Source organism: Streptococcus infantis (assembly GCF_047464615.1).
Taxonomy (GTDB): Bacteria; Bacillota; Bacilli; order Lactobacillales; family Streptococcaceae; genus Streptococcus; species Streptococcus infantis_Y.
Genome location: NZ_JASHBO010000016.1, coordinates 1 through 26,536 on the forward strand (window position 1 = coordinate 1; position 26,536 = coordinate 26,536).

The 26,536-nt window shown below is 37.5% G+C and carries 23 protein-coding genes and 3 pseudogenes; 11 read left to right on the forward strand and 15 right to left on the reverse strand.

What is annotated here, in order from left to right:
- The 6 genes and pseudogenes from QM450_RS09125 to QM450_RS09150 form a co-directional block, all read right to left on the reverse strand.
- Positions 1-88 (reverse strand): annotated as a pseudogene (locus QM450_RS09125) (IS5/IS1182 family transposase); the annotation flags it as partial.
- Between the two features lie 236 nt (positions 89-324).
- Positions 325-1,236, reverse strand: coding sequence for a DMT family transporter (locus QM450_RS09130; protein WP_414320371.1), 912 nt, complete (start codon positions 1,234-1,236; stop codon positions 325-327).
- A gap of 9 nt (positions 1,237-1,245) precedes the next feature.
- A complete protein-coding gene (locus tag QM450_RS09135) occupies positions 1,246-2,178 on the reverse strand; it encodes a serine hydrolase domain-containing protein (RefSeq protein ID WP_414320372.1) in 933 nt (310 codons plus the stop codon).
- A complete protein-coding gene (locus tag QM450_RS09140; RefSeq protein ID WP_414320373.1) occupies positions 2,175-2,900 on the reverse strand; it encodes a CppA N-terminal domain-containing protein in 726 nt (241 codons plus the stop codon). The genes QM450_RS09135 and QM450_RS09140 overlap by 4 nt, the downstream gene beginning before the upstream one ends.
- Before the next feature lie 148 nt (positions 2,901-3,048).
- Complete coding sequence (locus QM450_RS09145; protein ID WP_414320374.1) at positions 3,049-3,867, reverse strand: endonuclease/exonuclease/phosphatase family protein; 819 nt, start codon at positions 3,865-3,867, stop codon at positions 3,049-3,051.
- Positions 3,868-3,918: 51 nt separating this feature from the next.
- Positions 3,919-6,105, reverse strand: coding sequence for a PTS transporter subunit IIBC (locus QM450_RS09150; protein ID WP_414320375.1), 2,187 nt, complete (start codon positions 6,103-6,105; stop codon positions 3,919-3,921).
- Positions 6,106-6,306: 201 nt separating this feature from the next.
- Here QM450_RS09150 and QM450_RS09155 point away from each other — a divergent pair, with 201 nt between their 5' ends.
- The 5 genes from QM450_RS09155 to QM450_RS09175 are packed head-to-tail and all read left to right on the forward strand — an operon-like array spanning position 6,307 to position 11,014.
- Entirely contained in the window at positions 6,307-7,254 is a 948-nt protein-coding gene (locus tag QM450_RS09155; RefSeq protein ID WP_414320376.1) for a TIGR01212 family radical SAM protein, read from the forward strand.
- On the forward strand, positions 7,238-7,795 hold the full coding sequence (locus tag QM450_RS09160; RefSeq protein ID WP_414320377.1) for a class I SAM-dependent methyltransferase: 558 nt from the start codon (positions 7,238-7,240) through the stop codon (positions 7,793-7,795). The genes QM450_RS09155 and QM450_RS09160 overlap by 17 nt, the downstream gene beginning before the upstream one ends.
- Positions 7,788-8,042 carry a hypothetical protein gene (locus QM450_RS09165; RefSeq protein WP_223139941.1) on the forward strand — a complete coding sequence of 85 codons (255 nt, stop codon included), beginning with the start codon at positions 7,788-7,790 and terminating at the stop codon, positions 8,040-8,042. Before QM450_RS09160 ends, QM450_RS09165 begins: the two co-directional genes overlap by 8 nt.
- Positions 8,043-8,053: 11 nt before the next feature.
- Positions 8,054-10,108 (forward strand): cation:proton antiporter, encoded by a 2,055-nt coding sequence (locus tag QM450_RS09170; RefSeq protein WP_414320378.1) that lies wholly within the window; start codon positions 8,054-8,056, stop codon positions 10,106-10,108.
- Positions 10,109-10,150: 42 nt separating this feature from the next.
- Positions 10,151-11,014, forward strand: a complete 864-nt coding sequence (locus QM450_RS09175; RefSeq protein WP_414320379.1) for a YihY/virulence factor BrkB family protein — start codon at positions 10,151-10,153, stop codon at positions 11,012-11,014.
- 224 nt (positions 11,015-11,238) lie between these two features.
- Here QM450_RS09175 and QM450_RS09180 read toward each other — a convergent pair whose 3' ends face one another.
- The gene (locus tag QM450_RS09180; protein WP_414320380.1) at positions 11,239-12,180 is read right to left on the reverse strand and encodes an ATP-grasp domain-containing protein; all 942 of its coding nucleotides are present in this window, start codon (positions 12,178-12,180) and stop codon (positions 11,239-11,241) included.
- 14 nt (positions 12,181-12,194) lie between these two features.
- A complete protein-coding gene (locus QM450_RS09185) occupies positions 12,195-13,445 on the reverse strand; it encodes a dicarboxylate/amino acid:cation symporter (RefSeq protein WP_414320381.1) in 1,251 nt (416 codons plus the stop codon).
- Between the two features lie 251 nt (positions 13,446-13,696).
- Between QM450_RS09185 and QM450_RS09190 the strand changes: the two genes are divergently transcribed.
- On the forward strand, positions 13,697-14,050 hold the full coding sequence (locus QM450_RS09190; protein ID WP_060955976.1) for a DUF3397 domain-containing protein: 354 nt from the start codon (positions 13,697-13,699) through the stop codon (positions 14,048-14,050).
- 110 nt (positions 14,051-14,160) lie between these two features.
- Positions 14,161-15,999, forward strand: coding sequence for an N-acetylmuramoyl-L-alanine amidase (locus tag QM450_RS09195; RefSeq protein WP_414320382.1), 1,839 nt, complete (start codon positions 14,161-14,163; stop codon positions 15,997-15,999).
- Between the two features lie 35 nt (positions 16,000-16,034).
- On the opposite strand, the gene QM450_RS09200 is transcribed toward QM450_RS09195, so the two are convergent.
- The 3 genes and pseudogenes from QM450_RS09200 to QM450_RS09210 form a co-directional block, all read right to left on the reverse strand.
- Positions 16,035-16,349 carry a hypothetical protein gene (locus QM450_RS09200; protein ID WP_414320383.1) on the reverse strand — a complete coding sequence of 105 codons (315 nt, stop codon included), beginning with the start codon at positions 16,347-16,349 and terminating at the stop codon, positions 16,035-16,037.
- Between the two features lie 182 nt (positions 16,350-16,531).
- Positions 16,532-16,638 (reverse strand): annotated as a pseudogene (locus tag QM450_RS09205) (LPXTG cell wall anchor domain-containing protein); the annotation flags it as partial.
- A 210-nt stretch (positions 16,639-16,848) separates the two neighbouring features.
- Positions 16,849-17,073: a hypothetical protein gene (locus QM450_RS09210; protein WP_414320384.1), complete on the reverse strand. Its 225-nt coding sequence runs from the start codon at positions 17,071-17,073 to the stop codon at positions 16,849-16,851.
- 214 nt (positions 17,074-17,287) lie between these two features.
- Here QM450_RS09210 and QM450_RS09215 point away from each other — a divergent pair, with 214 nt between their 5' ends.
- A complete protein-coding gene (locus tag QM450_RS09215; protein ID WP_414320385.1) occupies positions 17,288-19,552 on the forward strand; it encodes a hypothetical protein in 2,265 nt (754 codons plus the stop codon).
- 53 nt (positions 19,553-19,605) lie between these two features.
- Here QM450_RS09215 and QM450_RS09220 read toward each other — a convergent pair whose 3' ends face one another.
- Positions 19,606-20,583: an ATP-grasp domain-containing protein gene (locus tag QM450_RS09220; RefSeq protein WP_414320386.1), complete on the reverse strand. Its 978-nt coding sequence runs from the start codon at positions 20,581-20,583 to the stop codon at positions 19,606-19,608.
- Between the two features lie 92 nt (positions 20,584-20,675).
- Between QM450_RS09220 and QM450_RS09225 the strand changes: the two genes are divergently transcribed.
- Together QM450_RS09225 and QM450_RS09230 are read left to right on the forward strand one after the other, a co-directional pair.
- Positions 20,676-21,572: a tyrosine-type recombinase/integrase gene (locus QM450_RS09225; RefSeq protein WP_414320387.1), complete on the forward strand. Its 897-nt coding sequence runs from the start codon at positions 20,676-20,678 to the stop codon at positions 21,570-21,572.
- A 415-nt stretch (positions 21,573-21,987) separates the two neighbouring features.
- A pseudogene (locus QM450_RS09230) lies at positions 21,988-22,236 on the forward strand (transposase); the annotation flags it as partial.
- A gap of 29 nt (positions 22,237-22,265) precedes the next feature.
- On the opposite strand, the gene QM450_RS09235 reads toward QM450_RS09230, so the two are convergent.
- From QM450_RS09235 to zapA, 3 genes are all read right to left on the reverse strand, one after another.
- Positions 22,266-24,602, reverse strand: coding sequence for an endonuclease MutS2 (locus QM450_RS09235; RefSeq protein ID WP_414320388.1), 2,337 nt, complete (start codon positions 24,600-24,602; stop codon positions 22,266-22,268).
- A 115-nt stretch (positions 24,603-24,717) separates the two neighbouring features.
- Positions 24,718-25,266: a CvpA family protein gene (locus QM450_RS09240; protein ID WP_371559198.1), complete on the reverse strand. Its 549-nt coding sequence runs from the start codon at positions 25,264-25,266 to the stop codon at positions 24,718-24,720.
- Positions 25,263-25,565 (reverse strand): cell division protein ZapA, encoded by a 303-nt coding sequence (gene zapA / locus QM450_RS09245; RefSeq protein ID WP_414320389.1) that lies wholly within the window; start codon positions 25,563-25,565, stop codon positions 25,263-25,265. Before zapA ends, QM450_RS09240 begins: the two co-directional genes overlap by 4 nt.
- A gap of 86 nt (positions 25,566-25,651) precedes the next feature.
- On the opposite strand from zapA, the gene rnhC reads away from it, so the two are divergent.
- Positions 25,652-26,533, forward strand: a complete 882-nt coding sequence (rnhC, locus tag QM450_RS09250) for a ribonuclease HIII (protein WP_414320390.1) — start codon at positions 25,652-25,654, stop codon at positions 26,531-26,533.
- Positions 26,534-26,536: the final 3 nt, after the last annotated feature.

The window sequence follows — 26,536 nt, forward strand, 5'->3', positions numbered from 1 at the left end:
CTAACATCTCTTCAAAAGTAGTGCGCTGAACACCAACAAGGCGCTTAAAGCGTGCATCAGTTAATAGTTTACTTGATTCATAATTCATAGTTTTATTGTATCATATTTTTATTTCGCAGGAAGTCTATTAGAACAGTAACGATTAAGATATCAAACTATTTTAAGTATTTTCAAGGTCTAGCAAGATAAATACTTTGTAGAAACTTCATATTCCCTCCTTATCTTTAAATGTATGGATTGATTATAAACATTCATTCTTAAAGTTATATGAACCGACTTGCTGGAAGATTAAAAAACAGCCTTATCAAAGACTGTTTTAATCCATTAAACTGAATGATGTTTCTTTTCAAGCATTAAATCCGTCAATGAAATGATAGTCACGGCTAGTAAAATCATTGCCATACCAAGAAAATCTACAGGATAAAAGATATCCCCCATAATCATGAAGGCAAAAAATACTGCCGAGATAGGCTCAATCGAAGCCAAAAGGCTAGACTTGACTGGTCCTATCATACTAGCTCCCTTGAGGAAGGCTGTATAGGCAAAGACCGTTCCAATCAGAATGATGCCTGCAAAAGCTAGAATGGTATCAAAAGCTAAGGGGACACTTGCACCGATAATTCCTGTAAAAGGCACTGCTAAAAAACCAGAGATGGTCATTCCAACACCAATAACCAATATGCTCCCCCATTTTTGAATCAATTTTATGGGTAAAATGATATAAAGAGCATAGGTTAGGGCTGAGAACAAGCCCCAGAATAGACCAGCTGGAGTCATCGAGAGTTGATCCAATTGCCCATGTGTTGCAATGAGAAAGGTCCCACCTATAGCTAAAAACATAGAGATGATTTCTGAAAGCGTCGGAGACACCTTATCCTTGATACAAGTGTAAGCAAGGATTCCAACTGGACAGACATACTGAAGTACTGTCGCTGTCCCAGCATTTGTCTCCTGAATAGCTGATAGATAAGCTAATTGATTTAGAAAAAGACCAAATAAAGAAAATAACAAGAGAGAAAACAGACTTGATTTATCCTTCAGAAAGGCCATAAATTTATCCCTCGATTTAGTATAAGCCAGAAGAACCAAGAGTAATCCAGCGATTATCAAACGAATATTAGTCAGAACGAGAGCTGAAATCCCGTGAACCATCAAGTACTGACCACTGGTTCCCGATAAGCCCCAGGCAATACCTGCAATGACTGTATAAAGAGTTCCTTTTAAAGCTTTTGACATACTTCCTCCCTAGTCTGCCTCTCGAATCAAGTCCATAACCTGATTACGGTCCAATATCCACTGGGCACGCTCATCTTTTTCATAGGTTCTGTTAGATAAAAAGATTACCGCCTCTTGTTTCTTACGATTCCACATGATAAAGGTCCCAGTATAGCCTGTATGGTCCAGCCAATCACCTTCAAGATTCCAGGCCAATGAGCGTTCTTTATCACTCAGATCCGAAAAATTCTGACTTAAGTCTGAAGCAAAATCATCCTGCAAATAATGCTCTAGAAAGATTTTTAAATCATGAACTGTCGAAAACAAACCTGCACTACCTGCATGCTTTCCAAGCAAACGAGCCTTGGGATCATGGACCACTCCTGCTTTCTGTCCACGGACCGTTGGAACAGCACAGTTAACTGGACCAAACTGAGTTTCCTTCATTCCCCAAGGATCCAAAACTTGCTCTTGTAAAATCTGATCCAAGTCCTTTTCAAAATAGTTTTCTAAGAGAAAACCTAGTAAGAGAAAGTGCACATCCGAGTAGAGAAAGGCTCTCTTCTCTCGACGATTCAAATGAAACATGGCATCTTTAAGTTGGTCTGATGAGAGTTGATCCCTATTAGGGATAAAAGGATCCAAATCTGTCGCATGCGTTAATAATTGTCGAACGGTTATGTCTGGATAATCCGCCTCTGGAAGATAATCTCTTATGGAGTTATCTAGCTCAATCTTACCTTCCTTCCACAAGAAGGATAAGACTGTTCCAACTCCAACAACCTTGCTGACACTTGCCAAATCATAGACCAAGCCCTCACGAGTATTCTCACCAATTTCTGTATTTACTTCTCCTAGATACCAGTCAGACCAAACGCCATCCTGATAATATGCAAAAGAGGCACCAGGATAAATCCCCGCCTCAATTTGTTGCTTTATTTTTTGAATGATTTTTTGTTTCATACTTCTTCAAACCACAATTCAATATTGTTGGCATCCTTGGTTAGGAAAAACTTCTCAGACTTAGGAATAAAGTAACCTGCAGTTTCAAAACGTTGACGCAATACAGGCAAATCCAAATTCTCTACTTGAAATTTCAACACGGACAAGTCCCAAGTTACATTATTTTCAACCAGTAAATCGCTCCCTTGAGCTTGATTAAAAGCTAGTCGATTTTCGATTTCTTCTTTATCAAGTAGGCTTGATGTCTCATCTGGCAAGTTAATTTCCACCGAGATTTCAAAAGCTGTCAAATATCTCAGTTTCTCATCTTTTGAAAAAGTGACTTCTTCCTCAACTTTTTTCAAAGCCTTGATATCATCTTCGGCATGAATAAGAATACAATCCCCTTCTGGAGAAAGAAGCTCAAAAGCATATCCCTTAGCTCCCTTATAGAGTTGAGGGATTTCTTCCATTCTAGCTAGTAGTGCTTCAATCTCAGATGGCTTCTCTACCTTTACAAGTAATCTAGCTAATTTTTTAATCCCTTCAACCTTACGGCTCCTCATACTTGGTGACTCTTCTAAAACTAACTTTTCAATGCCCGACCGGTCTCCTAGTGATAAGAAGGCTGACTCTTCAAGCAAAGGTTTCATCCCCAAAGTCTCAATATAAAATGATTCATTTAGATTTCTATTATTTACCTTTAGCGTCGGGATCATACGCTTTATTTGATTTACAATCATAAATTCCTCCAACACTTTTTATTTTAAAGGATTTTATCTTTTTTTACAAGTTATTCAATAAAAAACTTTAACTATATTAACTCTTTAAATGAAATTCCCCCTTCTGTTTGTAGAAGGGGGCTTGATTGTTTTTACTAAAATACCTTATTTAGTCTTTCCAAGATAGTGTTGCTTGTAGACCGTAATGATCGCTCACCTGTGGACTGTTTTTACCATCAAAGACCACGTGAAGTTTTTCTACCTGCACATCCTTTGTTGTAAAGATATAATCGATTCGAAGAGGTTCTGTATTTCCCTTCCAACCATCAATTTCAGGTGGAACAGTGTAGCTACCACTTCTTTCTTGAGCAACCTCAAATGCATCCTGTAAAGCTAATGGACTAGCTAAAATAGCCTGGTAACCTTCTTGACCTGCAGGATTGTTAAAATCTCCCGCTAGTAAAAGAGGCTTGTTTAATTCTCTTAAAACTGCTTCAAATCGTGCCCATTCTTCTTGGAAACCTTTATCCCACCATGAGAGATGGACACTCGCAACTGCAAGTGCTTTACCTTCAACTACTGTTTCTGCTAGAGCAACACGACGAGTGTGGTAATCTGTCGGATCATCGACATCTGAAACCAAAATTTCACGAGCTTCAATTGGTGTTTTAGAAAGGATTGCAACACCTTCATGGTAACGATCATAACCGATATGGTTGTAGGCCCAAGTCCAATAATAGTTTTGACCTTGCTCAGCCAACTTCTCTACCAAAAGTCGCACATAGTGGTCTTGATGAATCGGCTCAGCAGATGGTAATGGCTGATAAAGTGGGCCTGTTTCTACTTGAGCTGAAGTGATTTCTTGGTTGATTTCCTGAAAACAAATCAAATCATAACTGTTTTCAAGTATATCTTGAAGTAAAAGTTGGAACTTTTGTTCAGGATCTTTTTCCATCCAACTATGGGTATTCAGTGTTAAAAACTTCATTCTTTTCTCCTATAAACAAGAGGTTGGAAACAGCTTCCAACCTCTTAAATATTACAATTCTACTTTTGCAACTGCTGTTTTAGCAGCAAGAGAACCTGTTTTTTCTAATTTAACTGATTTGATTGCATCACCATTTGTGAAGACAACCACAGTTGTGGTTTCACGTCCTGCTGCACGGATAGCATCCAAGTCAGCTGTGACAAGAAGATCACCTGCCGCAACTTTTTGTCCTTCAGCAACATGAACTGTAAATGGTTTTCCTTCAAGACTTACTGTGTCCAAACCAATGTGAACAAGCACTTCAAGACCTGCTTCAGTCACAAGACCAAGAGCGTGTTTAGTTGGGAAGATACTTGATACAGTACCTGAAACTGGAGACACAATGTTTCCATTTGCAGGTTCAACTGCAAATCCATCACCCATCATTTTTTGAGCAAATACTGGATCTTTTACTTGTTCCAAGGCAATCACTTGACCGTCAGCAACTGAATAAACTTCTTCAGTTACACCTTTATATACAACAGCATTTTTAGAAGATGATGCCATTTGACTTGGAAGAGTTTCAGGAATCACTTCACCTGAGTCAAGAAGGTCTTGAATATCTGATTTCAAAACATCAGCTTTAGGTCCATAGATAGCTTGGACACCTTGCCCTTTCATGACAAGTCCCATAGCTCCTTCAGCTTTCCATTGTTCTTCTGTTCCGACTTTTTCAGCGTCTTTTACAGTAACACGAAGACGAGTCATACATGCGTCAACGTCAACGATGTTAGCACGTCCACCAAGAAGGTTGATGATGTTAACAGCTTGAGAAGCTTCTGCAACTTTTGACTCACCAGAAGCAGCAGATTCTGATGAACCTTCAGCAGTTTCGTAGTTTCCGTTACGTCCTGGAGTAGCATAGTTGAATTTTTGAATCATGAAGTTGGCGATGAAGTACATGATAACTGCAAATAGCGCTGTTACCCAGATAAAGTTAATAATATCCATACCAAGACCCGCATTAATCGCCATTGGTGTACGAGTCAAGAATTCGATAGAACCGAATGAGTGCATACGTAGGTTAACCACGTCAGCCATAGCAAAGGCAGCACCTTGAACTACTGAATAAACAAGATACATAGGTGTTGCAACAAACATGAACATATATTCAATTGGCTCAGTAACACCAGTCAAGAAAGTTGCAAGAGCTGTCGCAATCATCATTCCTTTGTATTGGTGTTTCTTGTCTGCTTCAACATTACGGTAAATAGCAACAGCCACACCCATCAAAATACCGAATGAACCAATCATTTGTCCAACTTTGAAACGAGCTGGATGTACTGTATCTAACAAGTGTTGGTATTGACTAGCATCAGTACCTTTAAGGTTTACAAGGTCTGTTACCCATGCAAGCCAAAGTGGGTCTTGACCAAATACTTGAGTACCTTTAGCTGCACCAGTTAAAATGTCATAAGTACCACCAAGAGCTGTGTAGTTCATTGGGATAGTCAACATGTGGTGAAGACCAAATGGCAAGAGCAAGCGTTCCAAAGTACCATACAAGAATGGTGCAAGGATTGGAGCAGTTTCTTGTGAGTTGGCAATCCAGATACCGAAGTTGTTGATACCTGTCTGAATCAGTGGCCAGAAAGCTGAAAGAAGAATTGCAGCGATTGCTGAGCGAAGAATAACTACAAATGGTACAAAACGTTTCCCGTTAAAGAATGAAAGTGCATCAGGAAGTTTACGGAAGTTGTAGTATTTGTTAAAAGCAGTCGCTCCAACAAAACCTGAGATAATCCCTACAAATACCCCCATGTTAAGGGCTGGAGCCTCAAGTACGCTAATGAAGTAATCAGAAACCTTGATAGATCCACCAAAGATTGTTGAAACCATAGCGTTAGGATCCTTCAACATATCCCCTGATACACCGAAGATTGTACCAGTGATACGGTTAATAAGGATAAATGCAAGACCTGCCGCAAAAGCACCACCAGCACGTTCCTTAGCCCAGCTTCCTCCAATAGCAAGGGCAAACAAAATATGAAGGTTACCGATAACTCCCCAACCAATTTGCTCTAGTACGCCACCAGTAATAACTAGGGGAGCAAGGTTTGGGTCAATCATTGCAAGTGACTTACCGATTGAAATCATCAATCCAGCCGCCGGCATAACAGCGATAACCACCATTAGAGCCTTACCGAATTTCTGCCAAAATTCGAAAGACAAGACATTTTTGAATGTATCTTTCATCATTCAAATCTCCTTTATATTTATTCGGCAAACGTTTTACGAAAACGTTTGCGCGTGTTTATGTTTTAATTTTACCACTTTTTATTTTTTTGTAAAGGCTTTTATAAAAAAAATTTGACTTTTTCTGTCGTTTCACTTTCTAGGCATGCTCTCTCTTACTGACCTTTTTTGAGTTTGCGGGTCTTTTCTGATATAATATTAGCTATGAAATCCTATAATACCTTGAATGATTATTATCGAAATTTATTCGGAGAAAAAACTTTTAAAGTCCCTATTGATGCTGGCTTTGATTGTCCCAATCGCGATGGAACTGTAGCACATGGGGGCTGTACTTTTTGCACGGTTTCCGGTTCTGGAGATGCAATCGTTGCTCCTGATGCTCCTATCCGCGAGCAATTCTATAAGGAAATAGACTTTATGCACCGTAAGTGGCCTGAAGTTAAAAAATATTTGGTTTACTTCCAAAATTTTACCAATACACATGAAAGACTTGAAGTGATTCGCGAGCGTTATGAGCAAGCCATTAATGAACCGGGGGTTGTCGGTATCAATATTGGGACTCGACCTGACTGTCTTCCTGATGAGATAATTGAGTACTTGGCAGAATTATCAGAGCGAATGCATGTTACCGTAGAGTTAGGCTTACAAACTACTTATGAAGAAACTTCAGAATTGATTAACCGCGCCCACTCCTATGAACTCTACGTGGAGACTGTCAAGCGCTTGAGAAAATATCCTAAAATCGAGATTGTTGCCCATTTGATCAATGGTTTGCCAGGTGAAACTCATGACATGATGGTGGAAAACGTTCGGCGTTGTGTAAGGGACAATGATATCCAAGGAATTAAACTTCACCTACTTCACCTCATGACCAATACTCGGATGCAACGCGACTATCATGAAGGTCGTTTGCAGCTCATGAGTCAGGATGAATATGTCAAGGTCATCTGTGACCAACTAGAAATTATTCCCAAGCATATTGTTATCCATCGGATTACGGGTGATGCGCCTAGGGATATGTTGATTGGTCCTATGTGGAGTCTCAATAAATGGGAAGTTCTAAATAGCATTGAGGCTGAAATGAGACGACGCGGTAGCGTCCAAGGATGCAAGGCTGTAAAACAGGAGTTTATGAATGAAAAGACCACTTGAAATGGCGCATGATTTTCTTGCCCAAGTCATCACCCAAGAGGATATTGTCGTTGATGCGACCATGGGAAATGGCCATGATACCCTTTTTCTAGCTAAGTTAGCTAAACAAGTCTATGCTTTCGATATACAGGAACAAGCTCTAGAAAAGACTAGTCAACGTCTACAAGAAGCTGGTTTGACCAATGCAGAATTAATCCTACAAGGTCATGAAACCGTGGATCAGTTTGTAACCGAGGTGAAAGCAGCTATCTTTAATCTTGGTTATCTTCCTTCAGCTGATAAAAGCATTATCACTCAACCTCAGACAACCCTTGAGGCACTAGAAAAACTCTGTCAGATGCTCATTAAGGGCGGACGGATAGCCATTATGATTTACTACGGGCATGAAGGCGGAGATATAGAGCGAGATGCTGTCTTAGATTTTGTCAGTCAGTTGCCACAACAAGAATACACCGCTACGATCTATCGCACTCTCAACCAGATTAACAATCCACCGTTTTTAGTCATGATTGAAAAATTAGAAAGGTATCGACATGGATAAACAATATCTACGAGATAAAATAGAAAATCTACGTCACAAGTTTGTAGAATCAACCCAACATGAACGGGCAGTTGGTATGTTAGATGAAGCTCATATGAGCAAGAAGATGCTGAAAATCAAGAAAAAAATGATAACACTTGAAATGGAACGTTGCCAGAAGAAAATCGAGCATAAAGACTGCTCGAAAATTGATCAAAAAATCCAAGAACAAAAAGAACTTTTTGAAGCTTGTCGAAAACAAAAATAAGGAGGTAGAAGATGGATTTACTTTTTTATCTCTTGATATTTTTACTTGTTCTCATTGTTTCTAGTACGACCAATAAACTTCTTCCCTTCCTACCCATGCCCCTGCTTCAGATTCTTCTGGGAATCGGTATTGGTCTTTGCTTACCTAATAACCAATATCACTTAGATACTGAGTTGTTTCTAGCTTTAGTTATCGGACCGCTCCTCTTTCGAGAAGCTCAAGAAGCAGATGTAACCTCTATCTTAAAACACTGGAAAATCGTTCTCTATCTAATTTTCCCTGTCATCTTTATATCTACTCTAAGTATGGGAGGACTTGCCCATGTCCTTTGGGCGAGCTTACCTTTAGCTGCCTGCGTAGCCGTAGGGGCTGCACTTGGTCCTACTGACCTGGTTGCCTTTGCTTCCCTTTCTGAACGATTTACCTTTCCAAAACGAATTTCAAATATCTTAAAAGGGGAAGGCTTGTTAAATGACGCTTCTGGGCTAATTGCTTTTCGTGTAGCTCTCATCGCATGGACAACAGGGACTTTCTCACTTACCCAAGCTGGTACTTCATTAGCAATTTCCATCGTTGGAGGTTTTGCAGTCGGCTTTATAACAGCCTTAATCAATCGTTTCCTCCATACTTTTCTACTCAGTGTTCGAGCTACTGATATAGCCAGTGAACTTCTGTTAGATCTCAGTTTACCACTTTTAACATTCTTCATCGCTGAAGAGATTCACGTTTCTGGAATTATCGCGGTCGTTGTCGCTGGTATTTTAAAAGCCAGTCGTTTTAAAAAGATAAATCTTCTCGAAGCTCAAGTGGATACAGTGACTGAGACCGTTTGGCACACTGTTACCTTTATGCTCAATGGTTCTGTCTTTGTTCTGTTAGGAATGGAACTGGAGATGATTGCGGAGCCCATTCTTAAGAGTGCTTTTTATAACAATGTGCTTCTTCTCGTCACAGTCTTTCTTTTAACCTTCCTACTCTTTGCCATCCGCTTTGTGATGATTTACGGCTTTTACGCGTTTCGAATAAAGAAACTTCAAAAAAGCCTCCACAAGTATGTCAAAGATATGCTTCTCCTTACCTTTTCTGGCGTCAAGGGAACTGTATCCATTGCTACTATCCTCTTGATACCGTCTAACTTAGAGCAGGAATATCCGCTCCTTCTCTTCCTCGTAGCTGGTGTAACCCTGGTCAGTTTTCTTACTGGATTATTGGTCTTGCCACACCTCTCTGAAGAGCAAGAGCCATCTAAGGATCATCTCATGCACATCGCTATCCTAAATGATGTTGCCATGAAGTTAGAGAGAGATCTGGACCATACTAAAAACAAGGTTCCACTCTATGCTGCTATTGATAACTATCATGGACGGATTGAAAATCTCATCCTCAGCCAAGAAAACAAAGAAATCCAAGAAGACTGGGAAGCTCTTAAACTCTTGATTCTCAGTATCGAGAACGATGGTTTGGAACAGGCTTATGAAGAAGGAAAAATCGGTGAAAGAGGTTATCGTGTTTATCAACGGTACTTGAAAAGCATGGAGAAAAATATTAAGCGAAACTTTGCTTCTCGCCTAACCTATTACTTCCTTGTTTCTATACGGATTGTGCGTTTTCTCCTTCATGAATTGGTCACATTTGGAAAAACCTTTTGTTCTTGGAGAGACAAGGAAAACCAAAGACTTCTTGCCATCGATTATGACCAGATTGCAGAGCTCTATCTAGCCAACACTGAAATCATCATCGAAAGTTTAGAAAACCTCAAAGGGATTTATAAGAGTTCTCTGATCAGCTTCATGCAGGAATCGCGTCTCCGTGAAACCAGTCATATTACCAGTGGTGCCTTTGTGGAACGGGTTATCAATCGTATCAAACCCAATAATATCGACGAAATGTTGAGAGGATACTATCTAGAACGTAAGTCCATCTTTGAATACGAGAAACAAAAACTCATTTCAGCCCAGTATGCTAAAAAACTGCGACAAAATGTTAACAACCTAGAAACTTATTCCCTAAAAGAATCAGCCAACACACTGCCTTATGATATGATGGAATTAGTTCGCAGAAATTAATGGCTATATAACATAAACAATTAAAAAATGGAGGTTTGATAAATGGTAAAGCTATGGAGAAAAATAACAGATAAACCTCTGTTAAAAGCCTTTTTGCATTACTATCAAGTCTCAGATAGTGAGTTGACTAGTGTAGCCGTTGCCTACTATTGGTTGATTTCAATCTTCCCTTTACTTATGATAGCCGTCAATATCTTGCCTTATTTTCAAATTCCAATCTCTGATTTTTTACTAACCTTAAAAGAACTTTTACCAGATACAATCTATGATGTAGTAGCAAAGATTGCTCGTGAAGTCCTGACGCAACCGTCTGCTGGACTATTGAGTTTTGCGGTGATATCAGCTCTTTGGACCTTTTCAAAATCCATGAATTTCCTTCAAAAGGCCTTTAACAAAGCCTATGGAATTGCAAAAAATAGAGGAATTATCTCACACCAACTGATGAGTCTCCTAGTTAGTTTGGGACTTCAAATTCTCTTTGCTCTTGCCTTATTCCTAAGTATGTTTGGTCATATGTTGTTGGATCTGCTAAAAAACTACTGGAAATCCGAAAGTTCTCTATTTGCATATTTACAGGACTTTACAGGACCGCTGATTTATGTCTTTCTGTTTGCGATCTTGATCATGCTCTATTATTTCCTTCCAAACGTGAAAGTCAGTCGTATTCGTTACGTCCTTCCTGGAAGTCTGTTCGTACTTCTTACTCTCATATCTTTATTAACGATCTTTTCAGCTTATTTCAATAACTATGTCAACTATCTAGTCGACGTTCGATTTTTCAGTTCCATCATCGTTGTTGTCATGATGTTTTGGTTCATTATCATTGCCAAGTTATTGATTGTCGGTGCAGTGATCAATGCCAGTGTTCAAAGTTTGAAGGATCCAGACTTTAAAGCAAAGCAATAATTTTTTATCGATTAATACTCAATAAAAATCAAAGAGCAAACTAGGAAGCGAGCCACAACCTCAAAACACCGTTTTGAGGTTGTGGATAGAACTGACGAAAGCAGCTCAAAATACTATTTTGAGGTTGCAGATGGAAGCTGACGTGGTTTGAAGAGATTTTCGAAGAGTATAAACAAATCAATCCCCCAGTTATTTGATACTGGGGGATTTTTGGATTTCGTACTTTATTGTCCACTCGTTAGGGCTTGCAATTCTGTTTTTAAATAGTGAGCCAAATGTTGGTGGGCAAAAATATTGGCATTTTTTTCTGCGGTAGGATTGTAGTTTGTGTTGGTATTCACATCATAAACATAAATATCACCGCTCTCTGACTGAACCCATTCAATCGCCGCAACTTCAATCTGAGCATTTTTTAGGAAGTTTTCATAAGCTTCTCTTCGGTCATCTGGTAGAGGTTCTGTAATCTGGAATTTCTCAGATGTTTCCAGTTGCTCTGGTCTCTTACCGATTTGGCAACCATCTGCTGGGCACAGTTGGAAACCATCTGAAGAATCAATTGAAACAGTATAAAGGAACTTCTGGTTGATAAACTCTGAACGACGGATGCGTCCATCACTTGGTTTGATGTAGGCTTGTAATAAGGTAATCCCGTCCACTGATGGTTCAAAGAGAGGGCTATTGACATAAGCTGCCAGTTCCTCTTCATTTTGGAAGAGTTGAACCCCTAAGCCCTTACCTGCTCGATTATGCTTGGTAATCAAAGGATAAATGTTCAATTTTCTTGCTGCTTCAATGATATTTTCTTGACCCAAAACTGCAACTGTCGCGGGAGTCTCGATACCAGACTCATTTAACTTCAAATATTGTTTGACTTTACTGATTTCTAGGTTGATAGCACCTGTTCCGTTCACAACCTTGCGTCCATGTGCCTCCAACCAAGTAATCACCTGCTCTGTAAATTCTGGTGCATAGCGATGCCCTCTGGTGTGAGAAGACGCAGACATACGATTGTAAAAAATACCTTGTGGCGGTGGACTTTGCAGATCCAAAATTCCACTAGACAAATCCCACAGTTCATACGGAACTTCTAACTCTTCCAACCATTTGACCAAATGCTGGGTCCATTCAAGATTCTCATGAATTACATAAACTTTTGCTTCACTCATTACTTATCATCTCCTTAAGAAAAGCTGACTGATAGTTGGCTTCCCTTTTCTTCTTCTAAAATATATCCTTCTGTTTTTTCAATAACACTGACTGTTAAGATTTGACCCAAAACATTGATCATAGTACGGCCAGCATTGACAAAGAAATCAACTGCAAAGATCAAGGCGACTCCTTCAACTGGCAAGCCCAGTTGAGGTGCTGCGGCTAGTAGAACCACGATAGCACCTGATGGCACAGTTGCTGCAGTTTTTCCAATCAAGGTCAAAAGCAAAACAGTAAACAAGAGACTTGATAAAGAAAATTGAATGCCGTAGGCATGCGCGATAAAGATTGTCGCTACTGAGAAATAAACTGCTGCTCCCTCTAAGTTAAAAGTATATCCTAAAGGAACAACTAAATCAATTGTATGCTCGTCATGCCCCTGTTTTTTCAAATCTTTAAGAAGTGATGGCAAGACAACACTAGAACTCCCCGTAACAAAAGCCAGAGTCAAAAGACTCCAATTTTCACGAAAGGCTGACAAATACGGTACTTTAAAGAATAGAGCGATCAAAGGGAAAATAAGCAGAACCAATACAGCATAAGTCAAGTAAGTTCCGATTACAAATTGACCAAGTCCGATCAATTTATCAAGGCCAGTCGTTGCAACATCTTTGGCGATAAAACCAAAAATTCCAATCGGTGATAGTTTGACAATCTCTGTAACAATCTTGTAGATGGCCTCAATCCAGATTTGGAAACCTTCGATAATTTTCTGAGATTTCTCTGATTTAAGATTCCCAATTCCGTAACCAAGAAAGATAGCAAACACGATAATTGGCAAAAGAGCACCTTCTGAAAGAGACTTGACGATATTTGATGGAATAAAACCAAGCAAAAATTCGCTGAACTTGACATTGTTCGCAATCCCATCAAGGTTTCCACCAGTTTGACCAATGTTCACACCTTGTCCAAATCCCAAAAAGTAACTAGCAAATACAAACAAAAGAGTAATGGCAGTTGTTACGGCAAAAAAGTAAACCAAGCTCTTGGCCAAGATTTTTTCGAAAGATTTTTTTCCGATAACTCCAGCTACTGCAACAACGATGGTTGGGAAGATTAGCGGAATGATAACCATATTGATCAATTTAATAAAGGCTTGTCCTAAAAATTGATAAAAGCCTGCAAATTGTGGCCAGATGACTGCAGCAATCACCCCCAAGACCAAAGCCACCAATAATTGGATTCCTAGTGAGAGTTTTGACCATAACGTAACTAATTTCATAAGAAACTCCTTTGTTTTATTTGCTACTCATTCTACTACTATTCTTCACTTCTGACTAATATATCTTTTCTATGGTCACCATAAAAAAGATTTATATTGAGAGTTCAAACTATCATCGTACCGAACACATGATTCATTCTGTTCAAGCAGGAATTATAAAATCTGTTTCTTACCAATGATTTTTTGCTAAAACAGTGATAAATCAAGGAATTTACTTTTCTATTCTCAAAATTTTATGATACAATAATGGTATGATTTTAATGAAACTTGCTTCCATCTTGCTTTTGGTACTAACCCTAGCTCTGGCGATTATTTTAAGCAGACTCTTTAAGTTAAAGAAAAGGGGCATCAATGCTGCTGATTTAGCTTTTCCTTTTCTGATATTTGAATATTATTTGATTACGGCTAAGATGTTTACACACAATCAACTTCCAGTATTGGGAACGGCCTTATCAATACTAGCAATTGTGTTAGTCTTTTTCTTCTTAAATAAAAAACGTAGTTTTTATTATCCAAAATTTATTAAATTCTTTTGGCGAGCTGGATTTTTACTAACACTGCTCATCTATATCATCATGATTGTTCAAATTTTCGTGATGAAATAGTCAACTATAGCAATACAGTCCACCAGCACATCAATCTTGGTCACTAAATGTTCTATATGAGGCACTTTTCTGATAAAATCATAAAAAAGTAAAAATAGGAGATAAATCAAGTGAAAAAAACGCTCTTGGCAAGTGCCATTACGCTTTCAGTATTTGGTCTAACGACCAACCTTAGCTATGCTGAGGAAAACAAAGTACAGTCAACCCCAGTAGAAACAACACATAGTGAAACCTCTACTGACAAAGTAGAGAAAAATAGTCTTCCTGCCAAGGAAGCTGAGCCTTCAACTGAAGCAAATAGCAATCAAACGACAAATCCAGCTAAAAAAGAAGAAGACAAGGCTCCAGAAGTTCAAAAAGAAGGTTGGGTATTAGAGGACAACCACTGGCGTTTCTATGAAAATAATGCCCCTGTTCTTAACTGGAAAAAAATCCACGGAAAATGGTACTACTTCAACAAAGATGGAATCATGTTGAGCGATACTATTTTTGACGGATATATCCTGACTAGTAGCGGGGCTATGGTCGATTCTGGTTGGAGTAAACTCCAAGAAAAATGGTATTACGCTAACGCTTATGGAAAAATTTCTCAACAAAAATGGGAAAAGATTGGTGGTGTCTGGTACTATTTTGACCAAGACGGTATCATGCTCAGCAACACAATTTTTGATGGCTATCTGTTAACGAATAGCGGTGCCATGGCTGAGAGTGCTTGGGTAAAACAAGATGGACAATGGTACTATGCCCTTGCTTCTGGTAAAGCAATCAAAAACATGTGGGAAAAAATTGGTGGTTCCTGGTACTACTTTGACAAAGATGGTATCATGCTAAGTAAGACAATTCTTAACGGATACCTTCTCTCTAATAGTGGAGCTATGGCTGAAAGGTCCTGGGTTTATTTAGAAGGAAAATGGTACTTTGCCCAAACATCTGGTCGTCCAACTCAAGAAAAATGGGAAAAAGTCGGTAGTGCTTGGTACTATTTTAACAAAGAAGGTATTATGGCCAACAACCAATGGCAAGGTAGCTACTACCTAAAAGCTAGCGGAGCTATGGCTGAAAAAGAATGGATTTTCGATAAAAACTATAATAGCTGGTTCTACTTAAAATCTGGTGGAGCTTACGCTGCGCGTGAATGGATTGGCTCTTACTACCTCAAGTCAGGTGGTTACATGGCAAAAAGTGAATGGATTTTTGATAACTACTATAACGCTTGGTATTACCTGAAAGAAAATGGCCTCTACGTTACTGGAACTCAGAAAATAAACGGCCAAACTCATTTATTCCAGAGCAACGGAAAATGGATTGGTGAAGTACCTATAAGTCGTGGATTTGAAAAAGGGAAATACACGAAAACTGTTTTCTTAGATCCAGGACATGGTGGAAAAGATCCTGGTGCTGTTTATTATAACACTCAGGAAAAAGACCTAACCATGCAAATTTATCAAAAACTACGTAAGGAACTCCAGGGGCTTGGTTATACCGTTCTTTCTTCGAGAGATAGTGATGTCTATGTCGACTTTGTCACTGAACGTTCAAAAATGGTTAACAAAACGGACTCAGACATGTTCATCAGTATTCACTTCAATGCAAGCGGAAATCCTGCTTCAGGGAGATCTGGTATTCAAACTTACTCTTACGAAGAAGACAGTGGCTATCGTGCTAAGATTAATCCGTACTGGCATAACCACCCTGATCGAATCAGTGAAAGTAATCGTCTTGCTGCAGATATCCACTCTTCACTACTAGCTGAAACTGGTGCTAAGGATGCAGGACTCCTACAAAGTAGTTTTGCTGTCCTTCGAGAAACTGATAAACCAGCGGTTCTATTGGAATTGGGCTATATTGACAATTTCAATGAGAATCAACAAGTCCGCAGTGACGCCTACCAAAACAGATTAGTTGCAGGTATTGTCAAAGGGATTCAAAAATATTACGCAGGTCAATAAAGAAAAAGTCTCGAGAAACCTCGAGATTTTTTGTATTATTCTTCTAACTTGTTGGCTTCAGGAAAAAGAAAACCAATTCCCACACAAGCCAAGACTCCTACACCGATAACTACACCACTTGAAAGTGGCAAGATATCAAGAAGAGCATTAGCGATGATAAAAGCAATAATCAAGCACATAATACTGGCCTTATAATCTTTTTTTACCAGATTTTCAAGAGTAAAAAACAGAAATAAACCTACTGGAAATAGTGCCCAGATGTTAACATCCAAACTCGGCCATCCAACAAAGCCAAAATACAAGACTACTACTGCAACAACTAAAAATCCAATACCTAATACTTTTTTCATGATACGACCTCAATTTTTATTTTGTTAAGAAGTTTTATCTCCCTTTAACAATTACAACTATAACAGAAATAAAAATCGCAAACAATAGCTTTTGTCTATGTGGCAGACATGATAGACTATGTGGTCAGAATTTTTCTTCACCACTATAGTTGACAAATAACTAATCTTTTTTAATCAGAATATTAGCCTTCTTTTTTCTTGTGAGCTACAAGACCAAATCCATACATTACTCCAAGAAGTCCAAGTACTGCTAAGCTAATATGATCTTCAGTACAGTATTTGGCAACTGAGGAGTATTTTCTTTAGCATAGTTTTCTTTCTCTGGAGTTACCGGTGTTGAAATCTTTTTGTAGACTTGTTCTGCATCTCCATCTGGAAGTTTCTTATCCTCTACTAAAAAGATTTACTTTATTTTCTAATAAAACAACGTTCTTGCACAACTTCCTATTACTCATAAATTTATACAGTCTACTAATAATAGCTTGCTATACTCACTTTATTATTCTAAAATTACAGTCACAAAGAGTTCATTATTGCAATAAATATCTAATTCATTTTCAGAATTATCACTAAATAATCCACCACCTTTTTTATAAAAATAAACTTCTAAATTACTTTCATACTCGACTTCAAAATTAGAATCTGCTTCTAAATCTTCTATCTGAACAGAATAATCATTTAGAAAATCTCGATTTTCTAATAAACTTGTACTTGTTTTCTTCAAACTATACAAATATCACATTGTTGTAAGTTTGTAATTGACTAAAAATTATGAGATATAATTTCAAAACAGCGTTTTAAGCTATTGTTGGCAAATATCATAGTTTGCTATTTAATTTTAACTAGAATAATCATCATACAAATCAAACTACTAAAAATGAATTTATGGTATACTAGTGATAATAAATAGTTATCGGTAGGAGAAGGAGAATTTGCATATGAATGAAGTCTACGTAAATCGAAAAATTACTCCGGAAGATCTTCTAAATAATGTAGATAAGAGAATTATTTTACTCCAGTCTGATGATGAGAGCGGACTAAGTTACTTTTTAAAATATACAACCGAGTTTTTTAATAGCCAGGAATTAACAAGTTTTTATATTAGTGGTAGTGAAAATATTGCAAAACAAATTTTTAGACAGATTTTTAATGCTATCACTATTGAAGAAGTTGAGAAAAAAATATCAAAGTATCCTAAACGAGAAGTTATTTTGACGATACTCAAGACAATGGTATATCCACTTGATTGCATCCCTTTTATTCCCAATATAGGTTCTACAATTGTAAATATTATTGATTGTATTGATAGTACACTTAGCGTAGATGCGATACATTATGAAGACTATAAGCTCGAACGAGCTCTTATTGAATACCTAAATAAGATTAATCCAAGAGTTGCTCTTATCATAGAAGAATTAGATGAAAGAAATATTGATTTCCTAAAAATACTTATACAGCATAAAGTTGACTTAATAGTCGCGGTTCCAAATAAAGACAAAAATGAAGTTATTAAGTTCCTTTCAAAATCTGAAATTACTAATCCATATACGTGGAAACAGAAATTTTTACGCCCAGATAATCAAGAAACATACCATTTTTTCGAAAGCTATCAAGCCGAATTAGATAAAAAGAGTTTGTCTAAAATATCAGCTTCAAATTTTAGCATACATGCTATTATGTCATGCATAAAGAAATATGATTTCGAGCGTGAATTGACTATCTTTGAACAAATCGTTTTAGGTTCTCTAACACAATTAAGGTGTCCCTTGTCATTAAAATTCTTAGATAAAGTTTATCGGACTTATCTCCAAAAAACATTAACTCTAAATGAAGAGAACTCTGACGTTTCGGAATTAATTCGTAAACTATCACAGGATGGATTTATAGAATATTTAGATTCAGGGAGGATAATTTTAGCTAATACCGGTTTTTCCTTTGCACAAAACCAAATTGAAGAAACATTGCTTATAAATACGCTTGTTGATGTAATCTCCGAAACAGAAGAGTTATCTGTAGAACTTTGTAAATATGGAATTAGTTATACCAATAAGCAATTATCAAAGAAAAAATATTTTCTATTAGGTCTCCTAAAACTTCAGAGAGATGAAATAGATACTGATTATTTGTTACAATTAGTTTCTTGTGAATTAGATAATTTAACTGAGCTCTTAACAATTGGTCGACTACTGTATAATCGTTTCTATTTCAATGAAGTTTTTCACCTACTTCAAAAATATCCGCAATATAGTAATGAAAGAAGTTATCTGCTACTACAAGCTTTAGTCAAAGAGCGATTGCGGTCGTCAGACCACCTTGACCTTTTACAACATCTATTAGAGACTTCAGTAGACAAAGATGAACAATGCTTAGTATTGTCAAACTTATTCGTTGCTTATATTAACAGGAATAATTCCACTGGGTATCGAGAAATACTTAATAGAACAGGAAAATTTTTCTATAAAAACTTTGTCGGTTCTGAATATTATCCTTACTTATTACGAAATATTGCATTTTATCTTCCTTTTGAAGAGGGGATGATAGCCTATAAGAATATTTTAGAGATTTTCAAAGGAGCGGACGATATTAATTATAATCGAACATTATCGAATTATATTTGCTTCTTAATGAAATTTAGTACAATAGAAAATGCTAGAGAAGAGTTGCAAAATTTAGAAACTGAAATACAGCAAATACTATTGCTAAAGGATAGTAGATATGAATATTTATATAATAACTTTTCCTTATATTTAATGAATTTTACAAATCAAAATCCTACACTATACTTCAATATGATATCAGAAGATGAAACTGGTTCGGAGACTCCCTTTATTTACTCTAGGATCAATCTAACACTCTACTTAGCTAAAGTTTCATCTTTAGAAGCAAATAAATTATTTTCTCAAGTTAAATCTCTGGTAGATAAATCTCCTGTTTATCAAACCAAGCGATTTTTTGAGATTAATCAACTTCTCTACTTCTATATGAACGATGTAGATATTTCAGAATATCTGGATACTCTAGATACAAGCCCATTTAGAAACGATAATCATTATGTTGAGGAGCTAGCCTTTCACTATTTACAAAAAATTGAGGATGGTCAAAAATATACTGATTCGGACTGGAAAAAATTATTTTGCCCAGGTTATCTTTTTTATAGATATTATGATGTAAAACTGTTGTTTCCTGAAAAATTATGCTATTAAATAAAGATAACCAGTTTACAACCAAATCAACTGTGGGGGTAAACTGGTATTTTTTACTTTATTGGATGTTTTACTCGTTCTATACCAATTTGTAATAGAGTGAGAATAATATCTTCATAAGTCTCAAAACCACTGTTTAAGAAGCTTAGCACAGAACCACTATGAATACCAAGGTTCATCATAGTATTTACTTCTAGAAAGTATGGTTTTCTATCTGTTCCTATAATAAAGTCTATCCTTCCATAGTCAGATGGTTGCATACTTTGGAAATATTTCCTTGATAAAGTAAACAATTCCTTGTTTAATACCTCATCCTTACTTATTTCTGTTTTCAGACCTCCTTCAGTTCTTCGTTTTTGACTTGTACTAATAATGTTTCCTTTTTTATCTGACGTTGAAAAATGCGGAGTTCCTATAATAATTTCACCATTGTTCCCCTTAATGAATGGCACACCATATAATCTTCCATCAATAAATTCTTCAACAATTATTTCAGTTTGCTTGAGATAAAATTCTTTCTCTTTTTCTTTAACATCTTTCCATGTTTCGCAATAGCATGATTCATCAATACCTTCTGAACCACTACCAAATCGTGGTTTTATGAAATAAGGTCCAGAAAATGGTGGATGTTCTACCAATGGAAACTCTATGCTACCGGTTTGCCAATTTGCAGTACTTATTCCCAAATGCTCAGCCAGATTTTTTGATAAATTCTTATCTTCTACCAAAGCTCTGACATTAGGTGCCGCTCCAATATATGGTATTTTTAAATATTCACACAATGATTGTACAAAAATCTCTGAATTTCTGAATCCAATCCTATTGTAAAATGACCATACCAAATCAATTTCTTCATAGTTTTTAATTAGATAGTCAACATTATTTGATGTGATTATCTTATGACCAGTTTTGGTTAATACTTCATAAATCTTATGATGGTAAGTTTCAGCATAGAAAACTTCCATATCATTTTGTGGTTCGATATAAAAATCATGATTAGGTGCAAATTGGGCTAAGAATAGAATTTTCATACAATGTTCTCCTACCGATAACTATTTATTATCACTATACAAAGCACCCAAATAGGTTTATAATAGCATGATTATTGATAAAGGAGATTTTTATGGATTATAAACTTATTTCTACTTACTTAGATTATTGCAAAACTCATAAGCGTTTGAGTTCACACACAATTCGAGCTTATAAGAATGATCTTATGCAATTTTATAACTCAGACCATGATAATGTCGAATCCTATATAGAACACCTGACACAATCTAGCATAAAAACGAATACATTAAGAAGAAAAATTGCTTGTATGAAGGTGTTTTATAACTATCTAAAATACCAGAACATAATTGAAGAGAATCCCTTCAATCAATTGCGCTTTCAATTTAGAACTGAAAAAATATTACCTAAAACGATTCCGTATGACATTCTGAAAAGCATTTTTATATATTTAGAACAGAAAGTAATTGTATCTAAAACTGACTATCAAAAACAAAAAGCTGAAAGAAATCTACTAATTATTTCCCTTTTACTTTCGACAGGGATCAGAATTTCTGAACTTTGCCACATTCGTCTCAAAGACATTAATCTTTCCAATAAGACACTCCATATTATAGGAAAGGGGAAGAAAGAACGTATCCTATTTTTAGGAGATCAAAAAACATTCAATTTATTAGAAACATATATAAATAAAACAAGAAATGAATCCAATGATTTCCTATTTCCAGGGAAACATTCGCTTAAGCCATTGTCAGAGCAAAGTGTACGTTTAATTTTAAAGAGAATCGTTGAACAAAACAGCTTATCTAGAACTATTACACCACATATGTTTAGGCATAGCTTTGCAACAATGCTCCTGGATAATGATGTAGATATTCGATACATTCAACAAATTCTTGGACACAGTTCTATATCAGTCACACAAATATATACTCACGTATCTCATTCAAAACAAAAAGAAATACTTAGTTCTTTTAATCCTGTATCTGCGATTCATTCTGAAAGCGAGTAAGAAACATCCCCAAAATCTACAGTTCACTTCAAAAATTAATTTTTGTAGTTCAACCTTAATTAATAGATTTTATACTCAACAAAAGCAAAAGCATACAAAACTTCACTTTGAACCAGCATTTATACTATATTCCGTATTAAGAACTCTATAATTGTTTTTCTAAAATACAATCTTAAAATATCCTTAAATATAACAAAAAAGTTTTGTCAAAAAACAATTCCTGGATAAAATGAAGTAAGGCTTCCCACAATAAAACGCATAGTATCAAGTTTTTCAACAGCTGATACTATGCGTTTTGCTGACTATAATATTTTTGCCCCCCCCTTTTGCTTACTACTAAAGTTTGATATACTCCCCTTATAGTGGACAGTGAAAAAAACAAAATTTCACTAGAAACTACAGGGGGAGTTTTCGTATGTCAAAAAGAGGTCCGAAATCAGTGGAGGAGAAGTTAGAAGTTGTTCATCTTTACCTTGAACAAGGGAAGTCAATATCTATTTTGACCAAAGCATTTGTAGTAAATGGTGACACAATCAGAAATTGGATTCGTAAGTATCAAACAGAGGGTGTCGAAGGGCTCAAGGAGCGTCATAGCTGGAAGAAATATAGTTCAGAGTTAAAAGAAAAGGCTATAACAGATTATCTTGCAGGTAGAGGTGGTTTATCTTGAATCAAATTTTCATTATTTTTGCTTTATCCCTTAAAGGTTACGATCGTTGCGCCAGATCCGCCTGCATTTTGTGGTGCATAGCCAAAGCTCTTGACCTGTTTATTTCTTTGTAGGTACTTAGTCACCCCTTCACGGATGACTCCTGTACCGATACCATGGATGATGTCAACTTGAGCCATATTGTTGAGAAGGGCTTGGTCAATAAAGGCATCCAAGGCTTCCATAGCTTCCTCGTAGCGTTTGCCACGAAGATCTAGTCGAGCCTGTGGGCCTTTGCCAGCAGCACGTTTGACGACGTTGACTTGTTTCTTCTTAACTGGTGCTTCTTGCTGAGCCTGAACTAAATCAAACTCTTTTTCCTCAAGCGTCATCTTAATCAAGCCAACCTGTGCTTCCCAACGTCCATCCTTGAGTTGATTGGTCAAGGTACCACGTTGACCATAGCTTAAAACGATAATATCATCTCCAACTTTTGGAGCTCGTTTTTTCTTGGCCTTTTGGAGGACCTTGTTTTTAGAAAGGTCAACTTTTTCAGGGGCTAATTTTTTGAGCTTAGCTTTGGCTTCAATAATCTCATGTGGTTTTAGTTGAGATTTACTGTGAAGATTTTTAAGTATATCATCACTCTCAGCTAGTGCTAAGTCAACAATCTCAGCAGCTTGTTCTCGCGCCTTATTGAGTTCAGTTTCTTTCTCACGATTGAGCTCGTTATAAAGTTTTTTAAGGGCACGGTTCATCTTGAGATTTTCTTGCTCGACTTGGCGGATATTCTCAAGACGTTTCCGGCTTTCAAGTGTCTGTTCTTCCAATTGCTCAATTATGCGATTGACATCATTGTCTTGATTAATCTGCTTGCTGGCATCACCTACGATGACATCTGACAAGCCTAGACGTTTGGCAATTTCAAAGGCATTGCTTCGACCTGGAACTCCCTGCATAAAGCGATAGGTTGGGCGCAGGCTAGCTGTATCAAACTCCATACTAGCATTTTGAACATAGGCCGTTTCAATACCATAGGCTTTAAGTTCAGGATAGTGAGTGGTTGCCATAGTCTTGACCTGACGCAGGCGCAAGTCTTCTAGGATAGACATAGCAAGGGCTGCTCCTTCTTGGGGATCTGTACCTGCTCCAAGCTCATCCAGTAGCAAGAGGGAGTTTTGGTTGACCTTACCCAGAATATCGACGATGTTGGTCATGTGACTAGAGAAGGTTGAAAGACTTTGCTCGATGGATTGTTCATCCCCGATATCCGCAAATATCTCCTCGAAAATCCCTACACGACTGCCCTTATCGGCTAAAATTGGCAAGCCTGACTGGGCCATCAATTGCGTCAAACCTAAGGTCTTCAGCATGATGGTCTTGCCACCAGTATTGGGACCCGTGATAACGATAGCTGTTAGTTCTTTGCCGAAGTGAACATCATTGGCAACAGCGTTTTTAACAAAGGGATGACGAACGTGAAGAAGTTGAATCTCCTGTCCCTCAGACACTTGAGGTACTACTGCCTCCGTCTCTTGGATAAAGCGGACCTTAGCACGAATTAGGTCCAAATGTCCAATAATCCAAGCATCATTGGCGATTTCAGCTGCATGAGGTCTTACTCTTTCAGAGAGTTCTTGGAGGATACGCATCATCTCATAGCGTTCGTCTGCACGAAGACTGGCGATTTCTTCACTCAGCTTGACTACTTCACGCGGTTCGATATAGACAGTGTTCCCGCTGGCAGAAATATCATGAACGACACCGGAAATCTTGTTACGATAGGTATTTTTAACTGGAAGAACTTGACGACCATTTCTACTTGCGATGATACCTTCTGTCAGCATCTGAGTTTTTTGTTTGAGAAGAGCTTGCAGGACATCACGGACTTGACTTTCACTATCATGGATTTTTCGACGGATTCGTGCCAAATCCTCACTAGCAAAGTTCTCAATAAATCCAGCTTCGTTGATGGCTTGTAGATTTCCCTGTAAATGTGGAAAATCATGAAGTTTCTCAAACCAGTTAGCTAGGTGGTCTAAACGTACATTTTCAAGATTGTCATAAAAATTCTGCAATTCACGACTGGCAAATATGACACGTTTGAGAAGGAGAAATTCCTCGATGTTGAGATCAGCACCCATTTCCAAACGTTTGGAGGTCGCTGCAATATCTTTTGTTGCAGAAATGCTGAAATGAGGATGCTCGACAAAGAGTTCTTGCATTTCCTTCATCTCTGCAAAAGCTTGTCTAATCTTGTCTCCTTTATCAGTCGGAGCAAGTTCTTTCAACTGCTCTAATCCTTGTTCCGTCAAAAGATGGGGCTCAAATAAAGCCTTGACCTTATTAAATTCTAATGTTTCTAGTATTTTTTTATTCATTTTCTTTTCCTTAGTTATAAGCCTAGGAACCCTGTATTCAAGTTCTACAGCTTTCTTAAAAGTCTCCTTAACTTTTGGAATTGTAAACAAAAGGCTAGGAATAATTCCCGCCCTTTTATCCGATTATTTTGGTTACCCAAAGTTGTTTAATCACATGACTAGTGATGGGAACACTCTGGATAATATGTTTAGCTACAAAACTGTTTTCAAGTGAATTTTGAACAATTTGTAAAGGAACAGTCGCAAGAATGGTCAGTATCATCTGGAGGACAAATAAGGTCACAGCTACTGATAAAACTCCTGCACCTATACGGAAATATTGACCCGCTAGCTTTTTAGTCGGTAGAAGATTAAGAAAGAGACCCAGCAAACGACCAATGCAATAAAATATAGTAAAGGCTAAGAGGTAACCAAGACCTGCATAAAAGACTTTGTCCAGCTGGAAAAGTTGATTCGACGGGAAAAAGAAGGTTCCCTGTCCTTCCTGTGGACTTGCATATGGGATCAACAAATCAAATTGTTTCCCTAAGGATTGATAAAAATTTCCTGCAAGAAGAGCTGAAATCACAGTTGCTACAAAATAGTAAATCTGGAGAACTAATCCTCTACGATAACCGATATAAAAGCTCCATGCAAGAACCAATAAGAGAAGGACGGAAATCATAGCGAATCCTCAGTCTTGCTCTGTTCTTGTTTTGCTGCTACAACCTGATGACGAAGGGCGTCTAATTCTTGCTCCTTATCATCAAATTCAATCTCACGACTGAGTTGAGTTGACAAACTATTGACTGCTAATAAAATAGCGATTGTCTCATCATCCGCTCCAGGCATCTGCTCTTTAATTGCTTCATATTTTTCTGTTGCGACCTTGGCAATTTCCTCCATAAAGAGGTTATCATGCTCAGTTGTTAGGGTCAATGTTTTTTTGCCGAATGTAAACTTGTATCGATTTAAATTTGCCATAAAATTCACCTCACGATATTATACCAAATTTCACTAAGTTTGTCAGTTTTTACCAATTCTACAGCTTTTATGGTACAATAAGAACTATGGCAAGTATTACATTAACCTCGAGTGAAAAGGAAATCCAAGCCTTTGTTCAGCAATATGAACAGGCACTGACTCCTAGTAAAAATCCTTATATTCGCTACTTTTTGAAGCTTCCCCAAGCTAGTGTTTCCATCTACACTTCTGGAAAAGTCTTGCTTCAGGGAGAAATGGCTGAAAACTATGCCAGTTTTTTTGGTTATCAGGTCAGTCAAGGAACTAGCGGACAAAATTTCCCCTTGATTGGAACAGATGAGGTGGGGAATGGTTCCTACTTCGGTGGTCTGGCTGTAGTAGCATCCTTTGTAACGCCTGACCAGCATGACTTTCTACGAAAACTAGGTGTAGGGGATTCTAAGACTCTGACAGACCAAAAGATTCGTCAGCTTGCTCCCCTGCTTAAGGAGAGAATCCAGCACCAAGCGCTTCTTCTTTCTCCAAGTAAGTATAATGAAGTCATTGGGGAGCGCTACAATGCCGTTTCCGTAAAAGTAGCCCTGCACAATCAAGCAATTTTTCTCCTCCTCCAAAAGGGAGTCCAGCCAGAAAAGATTGTGATCGATGCTTTTACGAGTGCTCAAAACTATGAGAAGTACTTAAAAAAGGAAGCCAATCATTTTTCTAATCCAGTCAGTCTGGAGGAAAAAGCCGAAGGTAAGTACTTGGCTGTCGCAGTAAGTTCTATCATTGCGCGTGATCTATTTCTGGAAAATTTAGAAAATCTGGGTGGAGAACTTGGCTACCAACTTCCAAGCGGGGCTGGGACAGCTTCTGATAAGGTAGCTAGCCAAATCCTTCAAGCTTATGGTATGCAGGGACTTAACTTCTGCGCCAAACTTCATTTTAAAAATACTGAAAAAGCAAAAAAACTGCTAGAAAGGTAAATT

What these genes read in the sequence shown, in the direction of transcription:
- QM450_RS09140 (WP_414320373.1), bottom strand. Translation starts at nt 2,900, where the DNA reads ATGATTGTAAATCAAATAAAGCGTATGATCCCGACGCTAAAGGTAAAT.
- QM450_RS09185 (WP_414320381.1), bottom strand. Translation starts at nt 13,445, where the DNA reads ATGAAATTAGTTACGTTATGGTCAAAACTCTCACTAGGAATCCAATTA.
- QM450_RS09170 (WP_414320378.1), top strand. Translation starts at nt 8,054, where the DNA reads ATGGATTTACTTTTTTATCTCTTGATATTTTTACTTGTTCTCATTGTT.
- QM450_RS09235 (WP_414320388.1), bottom strand. Translation starts at nt 24,602, where the DNA reads ATGAATAAAAAAATACTAGAAACATTAGAATTTAATAAGGTCAAGGCT.
- zapA (WP_414320389.1), bottom strand. Translation starts at nt 25,565, where the DNA reads ATGGCAAATTTAAATCGATACAAGTTTACATTCGGCAAAAAAACATTG.
- QM450_RS09240 (WP_371559198.1), bottom strand. Translation starts at nt 25,266, where the DNA reads ATGATTTCCGTCCTTCTCTTATTGGTTCTTGCATGGAGCTTTTATATC.
- QM450_RS09160 (WP_414320377.1), top strand. Translation starts at nt 7,238, where the DNA reads ATGAAAAGACCACTTGAAATGGCGCATGATTTTCTTGCCCAAGTCATC.
- QM450_RS09180 (WP_414320380.1), bottom strand. Translation starts at nt 12,180, where the DNA reads ATGAGTGAAGCAAAAGTTTATGTAATTCATGAGAATCTTGAATGGACC.
- QM450_RS09190 (WP_060955976.1), top strand. Translation starts at nt 13,697, where the DNA reads ATGATTTTAATGAAACTTGCTTCCATCTTGCTTTTGGTACTAACCCTA.
- QM450_RS09215 (WP_414320385.1), top strand. Translation starts at nt 17,288, where the DNA reads ATGAATGAAGTCTACGTAAATCGAAAAATTACTCCGGAAGATCTTCTA.
- QM450_RS09165 (WP_223139941.1), top strand. Translation starts at nt 7,788, where the DNA reads ATGGATAAACAATATCTACGAGATAAAATAGAAAATCTACGTCACAAG.
- QM450_RS09150 (WP_414320375.1), bottom strand. Translation starts at nt 6,105, where the DNA reads ATGATGAAAGATACATTCAAAAATGTCTTGTCTTTCGAATTTTGGCAG.
- QM450_RS09145 (WP_414320374.1), bottom strand. Translation starts at nt 3,867, where the DNA reads ATGAAGTTTTTAACACTGAATACCCATAGTTGGATGGAAAAAGATCCT.
- QM450_RS09225 (WP_414320387.1), top strand. Translation starts at nt 20,676, where the DNA reads ATGGATTATAAACTTATTTCTACTTACTTAGATTATTGCAAAACTCAT.
- QM450_RS09220 (WP_414320386.1), bottom strand. Translation starts at nt 20,583, where the DNA reads ATGAAAATTCTATTCTTAGCCCAATTTGCACCTAATCATGATTTTTAT.
- QM450_RS09135 (WP_414320372.1), bottom strand. Translation starts at nt 2,178, where the DNA reads ATGAAACAAAAAATCATTCAAAAAATAAAGCAACAAATTGAGGCGGGG.
- QM450_RS09200 (WP_414320383.1), bottom strand. Translation starts at nt 16,349, where the DNA reads ATGAAAAAAGTATTAGGTATTGGATTTTTAGTTGTTGCAGTAGTAGTC.
- rnhC (WP_414320390.1), top strand. Translation starts at nt 25,652, where the DNA reads ATGGCAAGTATTACATTAACCTCGAGTGAAAAGGAAATCCAAGCCTTT.
- QM450_RS09155 (WP_414320376.1), top strand. Translation starts at nt 6,307, where the DNA reads ATGAAATCCTATAATACCTTGAATGATTATTATCGAAATTTATTCGGA.
- QM450_RS09130 (WP_414320371.1), bottom strand. Translation starts at nt 1,236, where the DNA reads ATGTCAAAAGCTTTAAAAGGAACTCTTTATACAGTCATTGCAGGTATT.
- QM450_RS09175 (WP_414320379.1), top strand. Translation starts at nt 10,151, where the DNA reads ATGGTAAAGCTATGGAGAAAAATAACAGATAAACCTCTGTTAAAAGCC.